This is a genomic window from Planococcus versutus, from assembly GCF_001186155.3.
Lineage (GTDB): Bacteria > Bacillota > Bacilli > Bacillales_A > Planococcaceae > Planococcus > Planococcus versutus.
Genome location: NZ_CP016540.2, coordinates 2,581,393 through 2,596,209 on the forward strand (window position 1 = coordinate 2,581,393; position 14,817 = coordinate 2,596,209).

Sequence of the window (14,817 nt, forward strand, 5' to 3'; positions counted from 1 at the left end):
ATTATGCTCCACAAGGAGTAGCCTACTCTCCCACTACTAAAACTAAAACCTTTAGAAAGAGCGAAAGGTGCGACTCCCGCGGGAAAGCGAAGTGTCGAACTAACTCGGGCCAGAGCCCGAGTTAGTTCGACGCAAGTCCTTGGCAGCTAGCACCGCGACGTCCTGTCGCGCTAGCTGCATAACCCGCCTCCTGCGGGCCCGAAAGCGTCCGCCTGCAGCGATTTCTGTGAACCTAAGATTTTTTTTACTACTATGCAAGCCCTTGGCAGCTAGCATCGCGACGTCCTGTCGCGCTAGCTGCATGACCCGCCTCCTGCGGGCCCGAAAGCGTCCACCTGCAGCGATTTCTGAACCTCCTCCTCTTTCGTTCCAACACAAAAACAAGCCAGCAATCAACTTTCTGATTGCTGGCTTGTTCGGTTTTTAGAAGAACTTTTGACTTTTCTTCTAGTGTACAGCGTGTTTTATTTCAATAGATCCATCTTGTCGAGGGCACGGTAGATCACTGCCGCTGTTTCACCTCTTGTGATTTTCGCTTTTGGATCGAAGACGTTGCCGCTGCGTCCAGTGATCAACTCTAGTGCTTCTGCTTGTGCTACGTCTTTCGCTGCATAAGGACTGATTTTCGAGCTGTCTTTGAATTTGTGCGATGCGTCTAAGCCTTCAAGCAATGATGCTTCTTGATACTTAACAGCACGAATGATCATTACCGCTGCGTCTTGACGAGAAATCGACGCTTTTGGATCAAATGTTCCGCCTGGCAATCCTTGAACGATGCCTGCGCGAGCTGCTGCTTCAATTTCTTTTGTTGCCCATGTCGTTTTCTTGTTTACATCTTCGAACATGCCTTCTTCTGCTGTCAAAGGTAACTTCAGTGAACGCACAAGCATTGTTGCGTATTCAGCGCGTGTTACATCCGCTTTTGGTGCAAATAGGTCATCAGTTTTACCTAAGATGATTCCTTTTGAAGCCAATGCTTCAATTTGAGTTTTTGCCCAGTAGTTTTGGATGTCGCTGAATGTTACTTTTGATGCTTTCGTGATGGTGAATGTTTTCTCAGTGATGTTACCCGCTGCGTCTTCAACCATGACTGTATAGTTGTTAGCACCAATTTTCTTCACTGGAATTTTCACTTTGATGTTTTTGTTAAAGCTGGCTTTGCCGTATGGCTCGCCTAGCTCTTGTTTGAAGATTTCGTTGCCATCAATAGACGCCGTGATTTGGTCCAAGTTGTCTTTGATGTTCACTGTAGCTTCAATTTCAGTTGTGTTGGCACCCACTGTTTTCGCAGTGTTGACGATTGTGATAGTTGCAGGTGTTGTGTCTACTAAAATTTGGCGGCGAATTTCTGATTCGTTGCCGAATTCATCTACAGCTTTTACAGTTACGTATTGTGAACCGTCTTTAAATGTAAGGCTGTGCTTGAATGTTTTGCCGTCAAATGATTTTGCTTTGACGCCGTTTACTGTCAATGAAACAATTTTCGAATCATCTTCTACAGTTCCGGAAACTTCTACTGTTTTCGTGTCGTATACGTTTAATACTTGCGGTGAATCAAACAAGATCACTGGTGCTGTCGTTTCTTTGTTTGATGAAGCGGTAAGATTTACTTCTGTTACGTTGCCTGCGATGTCATAGAAAACTGCAACTAATTCGTCGCCTGTTTTGATGTTCGCTTCCACTTTGTAAGAAGTCATTGTTGGTGCAAGCGATTCGTCTGCTGGCGTTTTGTCGTTTTCTGTCAATTCCTTGCCGTTCAAGTAAACTTCCCAACGATCTACGCCAACGCCAGAAGCGTTATCCGCAAATTTTGATACATTTACTGTTTTTGTTGAAGCTGCATATGTTGCTGCTGCTTCAGGTGCTACTGTGTCTACAATGATTGGGAATGTCAGTGTTTGCCATTCTGCACCTTTGTAGTCGATTACTGCGCGAAGTTGGATTTGGTACTTGCCATCTTTGGCAGGTTTGCCATCAATCATTCCATCCCATCCGTTAAGTGGGTTGAATGTGTATTGTGGATTTGTTGCTGATGCTGCATAGTTTTTCGTTAAGTTTGAAGCTGAACGAATGGTGCGAAGCTCTTTGCCTTTTGCATCCAATACGTTTACTTCAAATTGTTTTGCGTTTCTCATTAATGAGTAAACCGGAACGGCCATGTCTTGCAAGCCATCATCATTTGGTGAGAAAGCAAAGCGTTCAGGTACATAGTCTTCTGATGCATGAGTTCCGCCTGTAATGTCGTTACCTTCGTCATCAGCTAGTAATGTGATGCCGTAAAACGTATCTTTGGCCCATGTGAATGTATCAAAGATGTTGGCATCGTCCCATCCGCCATTAAAGCCGAAGAACGGAACAACTAGTTCAGGGTTACCTGTTACTTCTTCGTTTTTGTCTGTCATTGTCACAAACCCATCAACGAAGAATCCGTTCACAAATGCCGCATATTCCGGCATGCCTTTAAGTGCTGAAACATCAACAGTGACAGCAATTTCTGCTGTTCCTTTTGCAGGTACTGTGATGGTTTTCGGAGCGTTTACTGTAACGTCTTCTGTAACCACGTAAGATCCTGTAAGGTTTGGTGCTGTTACTTCAAAGTCGCCCACTTTCGCCGTATTGTCCGTTTGAACATTTACGCCTACATCGTATGTTGCTGCTGTGTCTGAGTAGTTCTGAGCTTTCAATGTGAACGTGAATTTATCGTTCGCAATTTCTTTCAATGCTACTTTCGCATCACCAGTTGCTTTGTTTGTTACCATTACATCTGTTGATAATGCATCGTGCAATTGCATTAAGCCAGCACCTTGACGGCGTGGTGAAATGTATTGGTCTTTTTTGAACTCAACTGGAGCAGCTGTGTTCATCATTAAGTTTTTCGCGAAAGTTACACGATCGCGACCTGTTAGGCCAAGCTCTTCAATGCGTTGGAACATTAATGCTGTACCACCCGCAACGTGAGGAGCCGCCATTGACGTACCGCTCATAATGCCGTACTTATCGTCATTCAATGTCGAGAAGATGTTGCCACCTGGAGCTGTGATTTCAGGTTTGAAATCAAGGTTTGGTGTTGGACCCCATGACGTGAAATCACTCATTTCACCTGCTGATGGGTTTGGTGTTTCCAGGTATGCGCCGTCAAATGAAACGGATACTTTTTTGCCTGCATCTAAAGCTGTTTTCATTGCCACGCCGTCAGCTTGTAGCGCTGACATGTATGGAATTTTAATCGCTGGGTCAGATGCCATATTGATCGTGCCTGTTGTGTTGTTGTAAATAATTACGCCAATCGCACCAGCTGCTTGAGCTGCTAATCCTTTGTCGGTAAAGCCGATTTCTCCGCGTGAAATCAATGCGAATTTACCGGTAAAATCTTTGCCTGTAAAGTCTGCTGGTTTCCCAAGACCTGCTGCTACTACGTCATAGCTCGCGTTCGGCAATGCTTCTGGATCTGCATCATTTGATAAAATGTACAATGCGCGTCCTGCTGCTTGACCGTCCACTTGGTAGCCTAAGCTTTTCGCTGTGATAAAATCATTTTCAAATGACGCAACGCCAAATGAATCGATTGATGTACTTGGTGAACCTGTTAAACCGTAATCCTGGTTATTCGCACGCGGGTATGGAGAAGTTGCTACGCCTGATGCGAACATATCCGAGTTACCTGCTGAAATGGCAACTAAGAGTCCGTTGTTTGTTGCTCTTTCTACTGCTTTTTGTTCAGGGTTTGAAGAATCTACAAATCCTGCAGTGGATCCTAGTGACATGTTGATCACGTCTGCACCCAATTTGATCGAATCATCGATCGCTTTGATGTAAATGTCTCCGTATGTTGATGGGTAACGTGGATCGTTGCCGAATACTTTCAGCGCCAATAATTGGGCTTCTGGTGCAACGCCTTTGATCCCGCCATTTTCTTCGTTGCCATTTGCTCCAACTGTTCCGGCAACGTGCATGCCGTGCATAGAAGCTTCTGGTCCTAGGTCAAGAATTTCGTTGTTGCCATCCATGTAGTTATAGCCGAATGGCACTTTTGCTGTGTAAAACTTACCGTTTTCGATTGATTTGTCAGCTACTAACGCTGCCACATCTGATTTCGTGATGTCGCCTGTCGTGTTGTCTGTCAAAATCATGTCTTTGTGGCTTGGGTCAATTCCAGTGTCAATAACACCGACAACTAGTCCTTCACCGCGGTAACCGTAATCTGTCCACGCTTGTTGCGCTTGTACTAATTCTTTCGAATATTTCATTTCTGGTTGAGCTTCTGGACGTTGATACTCAGTTGATTCGTAAACCGCTTTAACACCTTCTAATTTCGCGATGTCTTCAACTAGTCCCGCTTCAACTTGAGCAGAAAACCCGTTAAATACCGTTGTGAAATTTTCAAGATATGTAATGCGTGGAGCAATAGAAGCGATTGACATTTGAACAGATTCTTGACCTGTCACAACTGCTGCTTCTAGTGATTCTTTTTGCTTACCAGGTAAACTCTTGTAGAGTACCCCTTTATTTGTAGCGCTTTCAATCGCCGGCGCTTTTTCAAGCTCGATGATCACTCGCACTTCTTTCTTCGGATCTTCTGGATTTACTAACGTTTCAGGAATTTTAACTTCCTGCTGTTTCAGTTCAACGTTTGGTACGTCCGCTGAGTTCACTGCGGCTGAAACATCTGTCAGTCCGAAGAGAGCCGAACTGAATGTCATTACGAAGACCAAGGCCAACAATAAAAACGGTTTAAACTTCGTCAATTTTTTTCCCCCTTTGATTCTATTTCGCAATTATAAAGAATTATTACAATTGCACAACAACTTAAATTTACCATAAATTTTCAGACTTGCAAATTATATTTGTGAGTATTTTCATATAATTGTCACCTTTTTAAGAGGTATTTACTAGCAAAGCCTTGATATTATTTAGTTTGTCGAACTAAAAAAAGAATTTAAATAATTTAAAAATATTTTTAGAATGTGCTTTTGAGACTCAGAATTGTAAAATGCGACCGAGCCAGCGACCGATTTGTCTAGTTATGTCGGTCTTTCGAGCTATTTATTTTTTTAGACAATTGCTGTGAGAGAATTTTTTTAGTATGGATAGCTAGTTAAGGATGAGTAATTTTATGTAAAAGGTATTGGTTTAGAAATCGCTACAGGTGGACGCTTTCGGGCCGCAGGAAGCGGGTTATGCAGCTAACGCGACAGGTCGCGGTGCTGGCTGCCAAGGGCTTGCAGAGTGAGAGATTAAAAAAGAAATTGTAGGTTCAGAAATCGCTGCAGGTGGACGCTTTCCTGCGGGCTTGCGTCGAACTAACTCGGGCTCTGGCCCGAGTGGATTTCGACACTTCGCTTTCCCGCGGGAGTCGCCACCTTTCGCTCTTTCTGAAGGTTTTGGTATTAGTAGTGAGAGAGTGGGCTACTATTTGTGAAGCATAATTTTGAATGACTGACATCTCGTGATTTGTACTTTCGCTTTTCGTAAGCGAAAAGCCGGCATTAGATGAGTTATGCTTTTTTGTGTGATTCATGTATAAAAAGCGAACACCCGGGTATAACCGCAACGCTGTAATTTTTCACGCCAAAAGCGAAGGCGCGTGGTCTATCGCCGTCAAGCGATTTCAGAATATCTCTCCATCTATTTATTTCAAACAATTTATAGACGCATCCTATCAATCCACGCCTAGCCGAGGCGCGTCATGGAGTGGACGAAGCGGTAAGACTGGCGAGCACAGCGACGCCCGGCTTAGCGCGAGAGTCCACTCCCAAGCGCCCGAAGGCGAATTCTCAACCCACACAACAGCTCCCACTACTCTCCCAAAAGATACTTAAGCGAAGGCGCGTGGTCTATCGCCGTCAAGCGATTTCAGAATATCTCTCCATCTATTTATTTCAAACAATTTATAGACGCATCCTATCGATCCACGCCTAGCCAAGGCGCGCCCCGGAGTGGACGAAGCGGTAAGACTGGCAAGCACAGCGACGCCCGGCTTAGCGCGAGAGTCCCCGCCAAAGCGCTCGAAGGCGATTTCTCGAACCACATAAAAACTCTCTTACTACTCTCCCAAAAAGACTCCAAGCGAAGGCGCGTACACCATCGCCGCCGAGCAACTCTAGAATATCTCTCCATCTATCTATTTCAAACAATTTATAGACGCATCCTATCGATCCACGCCCAGCCGAGGCGCGCCCCGGAGTGGACGAAGCGGTAAGACTGGCAAGCACAGCGACGCCCGGCTTAGCGCGAGAGTCCACGCCAAAGCGCTCGAAGGCGATTTCTCGAACCACATAAAAACTCTTATTACTCTCCCAAAAAAACTCCAAGCGAAGGCGCGTGCACCATCGCCGCCGAGCAACTCTAGAATATCTCTCCATCTATCTATTTCAAACAACTTATAGACGCATCCTATCAATCCACGCCTAGCCGAGGCGCGCCCGAGTGGACGAAGCGGTAAGACTGGCAAGCACAGCGACGCCCGGCTTAGCGCGAGAGTCCCCTCCAAAGCGCCCGAAGGCGACTTCTCGAACCACATAAAAACTCCTACTACCCTCTAACAGGTTTCATTCATAAACCACATTTCATTCATAAACCACAAAAAAGCTCGATCAGAAAATCTGATCGAGCTGAGTGGTGCCATGATTACTTAACGAGATATGAACGGAACAGCGAGAACATTTTCGCTGTTTCTTCGCGTGTCGTGAACTTCTTCGGCATGTATTTGCCGTTGTAGCCTTCGACTACTTCAAAATCGTATAGCATTGTGATGGCTTTTTTCGTTTCATTATTGAATCTTTCGTAATCCGTGAATGGTGCATACGTGCTTACTTTGTAAGTGCCGTTTTTCATTTCGTAAACACGGTTTAGCATCAATGCGAATTGTGCGCGCGTGATGAATTCAGTTGGCTTGAATTCTGTTGTCGTAACGCCGTTAACAATTCCTGCTTGGTAGGCAGCATTGATTTGGTTGCGGTAAAGTTCTGGAAGTTTGGAGATGTCTTTAAATGGTGACTTCTCATTTCCAGTGATTTCAAGATCCATGATGCGTGTCAAGATGGTAACAGCTTGCATACGTGTCAAGTTGTCTTTAGGAGCATACAGAGTATCTGTTTTTCCTTTGATCAAATTGCGGTCAAACAAATCTTTAATGTACGGGTACGCCCAATCTTTTTTGCTAACATCTGTGAACGGGAATTCTTTTGCAGGTACTTCTTCTTTTTCAAATTCGATTTGCGCAAGCAATGGATCGTGATCCGATGCACGGCCTTGTTCTTCCATGAACATCGAGTTGATGTGAACCATGTCCATTTCTGTGCGTTTTGCCAAGTTGTTTGTCACCAGCAAGTGATCTAGAACTTGCGAGTTTCCTTGGTAATAATACGAGTAACGATCTTCTAGTGGCACATCTTCTACTTTATTGGTCAAGATGTCGCCTTTTAATGCTTTTAGTGCAGGTGTGAATTCAAAGTCGTTCATGTCTCCAGCAACAATCACATTCAAATCAGGGTTTTGTTTCAAGCCGTCTTGAATAAAGCCATTGATAGCTGTTGCTAATTGGATGCGTTCTGCTACAGAGCCAAGAAACGGTGGCTGGTTCTTGCCGTATAAGGGCTGGTCTCCGCCTTTAGAGTTTAAGTGTGCGCCAATAACTACAACTTGTTCGCCTTGGAATTCAAATTGTGCAGCAATCGGTTTACGTGTGTTTGGCATTGCGATTGGCTGAACGCGTCCTGGATTTAATGCCAGTTCGCCGTCTACCCATGTGTTGTCTTGTGTCGCTGTACCTTTTGTTCCTTCAGAAAGCGTTACACGTTCTGGGTTGTAAAGATAGCCCACGCGAATGTTTCCACCTGGTTGTCCGCCGTCTTTGTTGTATTCAGGTGCGATGTCTGTCCATGCGTACGTTGGACCTCCTGCAGTTTTGATGTCTTTGATCAGACGCTCATAGCTTGCTGTTGCGTCACTGTTGCCTGACGTAATCGGACCGTCGTTGTCTTGGACTTCTACCATCACAATAACGTCAGGTGAGTTTAAGTCGTTAACAAATGATTCTGCAATGCGCTGCGCTTTAGCATCTGTCGTGTGGCTTGGGTCTGCAGAATAGTTCTCCACGTTGTAAGCCGCAACTGTCAGTTTTTTATCGTCTTTAACGATCCATGTTTTTTCTGGTTTTGTGCCGCCATCTACTAGTTTAGGTAAGTTGCTTTCGGCAGTCCACAGTTTGTAGTTGCCAAAACCAAAGCCCATTACACCGATGATGTCGCCATCGAATAAGTCGCCCGCTTTAGCTATGAATTTTTCATTGTCAAAATCGACTACGATGCGTTCTGGATTGTAATCATTTTCCGAGATGAGTATTCCACCTTGTTTGTGGAATTCTGTGTTCGGTGAGTTTTCTGCTACTACCACTACTTCTCCGTAGTTTTGAGGACCTACTACTTTTCCTTGCGGTACTGCTAAACGCATCAATTCAAGAGATTCCCAGAAATCAATGCCGTCTTCTTTTGGATCAAACGAAGTCAACCCGTCATTATCGATAATTTCAGATGGTGGCTGAACATCTTCTCCAACAACAATCGGTTCTGGAAGTGGAGCTGTTCCTGTTTTCACTGCTTCTGTTGCGCGAATGCGCGTAATTGGCAGGTCATTGTCTTTGGCATCTGAATATCCTTCTTGGAAATGCTCTTCTACCGTGCCGTTAACCGTAACAAGATCTCCAACTTGAAGGCCGTTTGATGCTTTGTTAACCATCAATGCTTCTGAAGTTGTTACGTCATCGTCTTGGTTTGTATCTTGAATAACAAAGTTTGCTGAATTGTATAGATGCGTAACTACACCCACAATTTCGTTGACTACTGCGCCTTGGTAATCCGAGTAATGGCCATCTCCTTGGATGTCACGGATGCGAAGGTCACCTGTTTTTAATACTGTGTACGTAAATGTGAAAATCTCTGACGTTTCGTCAGCGATTGCAATTGCTTTAATCGTTGTGTCTTTTGTTAATACGATTGGTGCTGTGTATTTTGTGCTTGATGCTGTTGGCTTTGAACCATCAAGCGTAAAGTAAATGGTTGCATCGTCCATGCCAGAAGCTAGTGTAATGCTAGTGCCTTCTGAAACGACACCTGGGAAAATATCTGCATAAACGCCTGGTTTGTTTACTAATTCAAAGCTTTCGAACCCTAGTGTCTTAACTTGGTAGCTATCGTTAAATTTCGAAGCGATGCCCGTTACATGGATTAAATCGCCTTCTTTGTATTGTTTCGTGAACTCTTCAAGACTCAATCCATTGCGGTTATCGTTGCGGATTGTTACAGCTTCGCCATTTTCAGCTTTTGCCGAAAACTCAAATGTTCCGTATTCGTTCACGGATTGCAAGCCTGTAATTGTTACGTTTTTTAGTTCAATGCGCTCACCTTGCGTGTCTTCAGCGACACCTGCTGGCGTAACGGTTTGAACTGCTGGTAATGGATTTGTTGAAGAAAGAACTTCTACCGTATTGGGTTGAAGTTGCAGTTCGCCACCGTATTCAGAAATCCCGCCCGTTAAACGAACAATGTCTCCTGGTGAAACGTCTGCACTTGAAGTAAAGACATACATGCCAGCTGTATCATCTTGAACGTAAAATGCATTTCCGCCCCAGATGCCTGTTCTAGTGGTTACAGTTGCATCGACTTGGATCAACTCGCCTTGCATTGTACGTGCTTTTGCAAGAGAATCAACGATCACGGCTTCAGGTGGTGCTTCGCCTCCTGAAAGAATCGTGAAGTCTGTTGGAGATTTAAGACCTGGCACTTGGAAATAACCCTCCAATGTTCCTGTGATGGTAACTTCTGCTTTAAAATTTGTTGGATTATCTACTAGGTTTAAACCTGCGCGGATTTTTCCTGTTGGTAATTGTACCGGCATGATTTTCGTTGGATCTGTTTCATCCGCGGAATCTGCAATGCCTAAATTTGTCGAAGATGCAAAAGGTGCTTCTTGATCATAGTTGGTCCCGCTAGTTGCTGTTCCAACTACAAAGCCTTTTACTGTTGCTTTACCTGTGTTGTTTGCAATGGCTTCAGCTACCGTAATGGGTTCTGCCGCGCTTGCAGTTGTTGCCAGATAAGGCAATGCTACTGATAAAACTAAAACAAAGCTTAAAAGAATTTTACTCAAAGCATGTTTGGTCAAGTTTTTCACTCCTAATTCAAATTTTCCTTACTAATTTAGTATACATGATAAATGGAAGCGCTTTATATTATTTTTGTAAATTTTCTATCAATTCCCTTTTTTTATTGCTTTTCACAAAAAAAATCCTCATTTATCGATCGCGTCGATAAATGAGGTAGGTCTATTGGAGATCATTTAGAATGAGCGCTGCTAAATAATAGCCTTCTGCACCAGTTAGCTTTTTGTTTTCGTTTAGTTTTTCGTAGATTGTGTCATCTGTCATGTTAAGTTCGACTAAATAATCCCAAGCTGCTCCATTTTCTCTTTCTAAGCCCTGTAAAGCGAGAATCATCTGTGCAGCTTTGTCTCTTGTTAGTTGCTGATCTTCTGTCACAAGTGAACGAAGTGCAGCGATATTTTCAGTTAGTTTTTCAGCTTCTGAAGAATTGATTCGTTGAATGCCATTACTCAATATGTTCGCAAATGATACTTCCATCAATGGTTTATCGACAGGCAATTGGTTTTCGTATCCCCCGACGATTAACCCATAATTCAATAAAGTTTTTATACCAGGATAAAACCATTCGCCTTCATACGGAAAAGCTTCTGAAAAGGCATAAAGATTAGCCCCTTGTTCTTTTAGTTTTTCTTGAAGTTGCGCAATCGCGGCTTTGTCTTCTGCTAATTCACGAAAGTTCTGTTCTGCGTTTATGGAAATAGCGGAAGCAGCACCCGCTGCTTGTCCAGTTGTCATTCCTACGGGTAATACGCGTGCGCTTGCCGCAGCGAGTGAACTATAACCCGATGCTTTACTGGCGACTAGTAAATTATCCACTTCTAGCGGTACTAATGAGCGGAATGGAATTGCGTATTGTACCGGTTTGCCATAAACGTAGCCGTAATCACTTGGTGAAGTGGCTTGCACATCTACTGGATAAGCGCCAAACCCGATACTGTCCCAATGATCTTTGTTTTCCCATACATCGCTAAGGGGCAATTGATATTCTGCTTGCACATGAACCGTTTCTCTTACATACAACTGATCGGGGAAACTTTCGATTTCTGCATTTTCAAATCCTGGAAAATTTTGTTGTAAATACGTTAAAATGTACTTGGTTTCTTCTTTTCCAATTTCAATGGCTTGTTGTTTTTCGGCTTCGTCTAATCCATCTACACCAAAAATTTGAAGCGCATTAACGATAACACTGCCGTCGTTTTCTTTTACAATATTCAAGCCGCGAAGTCGTGTCAACTCCGCGTAATGAGGTTTGTATGTGTCATGCAATTCACTAAAGCCCCATGCCACATTGCCATTAACACCGCCACCTCCAAAGACACCCTCTTTAGCTGCTTTAGTCACTTGATCCCAATCGACGTTATTGAAATGGAACATTAACGTAACCGCCATTTTCTTGTCTTCTAATCCGATATCGCGCCCACCAATAAAGTACGGCGCTCCTGCTGCGATTGCCAAGTCAGCATCTTTGGAGCTATCGATAAATCGTTTAGCTGTGATGGTTTGCTCATCACCTGACTCATTTGTGATTTCAATTGCTGTTAAAGCTTTTCCATTTTTTACTGCGTCGGACAATTCGACACCTTCACGTAAAGTTAGGTTTTTTTCGCTGTCGATCATTTCCATGAAGGCCGCGCGTGCTTCGCCAATATCAAAGCCAATTGTGCCGCCTACTTTTTCATGCCATTCTTGAAAAATCCCAGCATTGGCCGGATTGCCTTTTTGATCTGAGCTGACGTCTAGGAAATTCAGCATACCTGAAGTCATCAATCCACCAATGTCTTCTTCGCCAACGATCAACACGGTCTCCATTCCATTGCGTGCAGCGGAAACGGCTGCGGCAATGCCTTCCGGTTCTCCACTGAGAACGGCTACATCAAAGTTTGTTTTGGCCTCTTCTTTTTTATCTGCGAATATCGTAACCGCAAGAACTCCTACTATGATCACGGCAAGAATCGCAATTCCCATTAATACTCTTTTCATATTTTCACTCTCTCATTCTTTTTTGCATAGATGCTCATAACGATATCAAAGTCGTCTGTTAGTTTCAATGCTTTCCTTTGGAACAATTGACTTTCTGCGGAATTCCCATAGAATATACAGTAGTCTTACACTCCTTCACTCCTTGTTTCTACGTCTTTTATAGAAGAAAATCAAAAATACGAATACATTAGGTGGTCCTTCATGAAAAAATCTTTTCTCTTAAACTTGTCTAAAAGCCATTTCTTTATTTTTACTGGCATTCTCTTTCTCAAAGTACTTTTTTTGCGGTATTTGTTGTTTCAAGATATTGAATTTACACAAACCATCGTTTTAGAATTAAGTTATATTTTAATTTTTACTTCGTTGTTTGAATTGGCTAAACCGAGTTGGAAACCCGTTCTTTACTTTTTATTGAACACATTGTTTTCCATTCTCTTTTTAGCAGTGATTCTGTACTACTCGTTTTTCGGCAGAATTGTTACATATTTTGCGCTTTTCCAACTTGGTCAAGTTGGCACTATTAATGAAAGTGTATCCGCATTACTACAGCCTATATATTTGTTGTTCTTCCTAGACTTGATTTTCATTTTGGTATTAATGGTTTTCAGAAAATATCCGTTACCGCCACTACAGCTTAACAAAAAAATGATGATGGGTGTTTTACTGTTCTTGGGCTTGGGTGTATCGGCATTGAATTTCAACCTTCACAAAGACGAAGCCATTTCAAATAACGTTATTGCGGCACAAGAAAAAGGCATCTTGAACTACGAGGCACTGGAAATCTATTATGGTCCTGACAGTTTAACGGGTGTCGAAACCAACGTATCTGTCGAAAACGTAGCCGAACTAAAAGAAGAAATTAACCGCATTAAAGGATTGGAAATTGTTCCAGAAAGCGAGCGGAATTATTTTAGTGATGCCAAAGGACGAAATTTGATCGTTATTCAAGTAGAATCCATGCAAAATTTCCCGGTTGGTTTGGAACTTGATGGCGAAGAAGTGACGCCTCATTTGAATAAGTTGATCGATGACAGTTTTTACTTTCCGAACACCGCTCAACAAACAGGACCGGGCAATACGTCCGACGCAGAGTTTATTTTGAACACCTCTCTTTACCCAGTGGCGTTCAATCCCACTTCACAAACGTATGGCCAGAAAAAATTCCCGAGCTTGCCGCGTTTGCTTGCAGCTGAGGATTACAATTCCTTAACGTTCCACGCAGACGATATTAGCTTTTGGAACCGTGATGAATTGTACCCGGCTCTTGGCATTGGCAGTTATTATTATGGTGACTTTTTCGGCAAAGAAGATGTCATCGGCATTGGTCCATCTGATCGCGTGATGTTTGAAAAAGCAATGCCAATTTTGCGTGAACACCATAAACGGGACAAACCGTTTTATGCACAACTTATTGGGTTAACCAGTCATCATCCTTTCACACTGCCAGAAGCTGACCGAAAGTTCCCGCTTCCAGAGCGTTTTGAGGATTCGTTAACGGGTGATTACTTAGTATCAATCAATTACATGGATACGGTGATCAATGATTTCATCGAAGAGTTAAAACGAGAAGGCATTTACGAAAACTCTGTAATTGCGATTTACGGTGATCATTTTGGTCTTCAGCAAAGCGCCATTAGTCCAAACGATGTCGACTTGGTGAGTGAAATACTGGGCCGCGAATATGGCACATTGGATCGGTTAAATGTACCGTTTATTGTCCATGCACCCGGCATTTCAGATGACGGCGAGACATTCGAGAAAACGAGCGGCCAGCTGGATATGATGCCGACGCTTGCGAATTTACTAGGTGTTTCGCTTGATGACCAAATTGTTTTTGGTCAAGATTTGTTAAATCACGACAGCAACTTGCTCGGTGCTCGTTATTACTTGCCTATCGGTTCTTTTTGGAATGATGACATTTTGTTTATTCCTGAAAAAGATTTTAACGATGGCACTGCTTACGATTTAAAGACCGATCAAAAACTTGATGCATACGATCAATACCGCGAAGATTACGACCGCGTGTTGCAGCTTGAAAAGTTATCAGATGAGTATATGGAAAGTTTGCCTGAACAGTGACAAACAAAGCGCCTATATGTACTGTAGACAACTCGAATAAATCGAGCTTGTCTACAGTTTTTTTTTGTTGGAAACCGATCGCTCTGGTCGCTTTGGGGAGACGTAATAAAAACGTATAGATGAAGTGTCAAAAAATAGAGAGGGATTCCGGTAGCTTTTTATCTGTAGTTTTTTTGTTGGAAACCAATCGCTCTGGTCGCTTTGGGGATGGCTCTTGCGAGAAGCCAGGAAGACCACCTGTCTTCTCGCTTCGCCTACCCCGTGGACGCGCCTTCGCTAGTATAAGGTTCTTTTTTTATGATTGGCAAGTGGTTTTGGTTTTGTTGGAGACGTGATAAGAACGTATAAATCAAGTATCAAAAAGTAGAGGGATTCCGGTAGCTTTTTATCTGCAGTTTTTTGTTGGAAACCAATCGCTCCGGTCGCTTTGGGGATGGCTCTTGCGAGAAGCCAGGAAAACCACCTGTCTTCTCGCTTCGCCTACCCGCAGACGCGCCTTCGCTAGTGTGAGGTTCTTTTTTTATGATTGGCAAGTGGTTTTGGTTTTAGTTAGGGTGTTATTGGAGACATGATAAGAACGTATAGATAAAATATCGAAA

At 43.3% G+C, this 14,817-nt stretch carries 4 protein-coding genes; 1 reads left to right on the forward strand and 3 read right to left on the reverse strand.

What is annotated here, in order from left to right:
- Positions 1-464 precede the first annotated feature (464 nt).
- The 3 genes from I858_RS13085 to I858_RS13105 all read right to left on the reverse strand — a co-directional run bounded on the left by I858_RS13085 (position 465) and on the right by I858_RS13105 (position 12,139).
- Positions 465-4,745, reverse strand: coding sequence for a S8 family serine peptidase (locus I858_RS13085; RefSeq protein WP_049693937.1), 4,281 nt, complete (start codon positions 4,743-4,745; stop codon positions 465-467).
- A 1,882-nt stretch (positions 4,746-6,627) separates the two neighbouring features.
- Positions 6,628-10,170, reverse strand: coding sequence for a DUF6359 domain-containing protein (locus I858_RS13100; protein WP_338046063.1), 3,543 nt, complete (start codon positions 10,168-10,170; stop codon positions 6,628-6,630).
- 151 nt (positions 10,171-10,321) lie between these two features.
- On the reverse strand, positions 10,322-12,139 hold the full coding sequence (locus I858_RS13105) for an FAD-dependent oxidoreductase (RefSeq protein ID WP_049695201.1): 1,818 nt from the start codon (positions 12,137-12,139) through the stop codon (positions 10,322-10,324).
- Positions 12,140-12,340: 201 nt separating this feature from the next.
- Between I858_RS13105 and I858_RS13110 the strand changes: the two genes are divergently transcribed.
- Positions 12,341-14,218: an LTA synthase family protein gene (locus I858_RS13110; protein WP_049695200.1), complete on the forward strand. Its 1,878-nt coding sequence runs from the start codon at positions 12,341-12,343 to the stop codon at positions 14,216-14,218.
- The last annotated feature ends 599 nt before the right edge of the window (positions 14,219-14,817 follow it).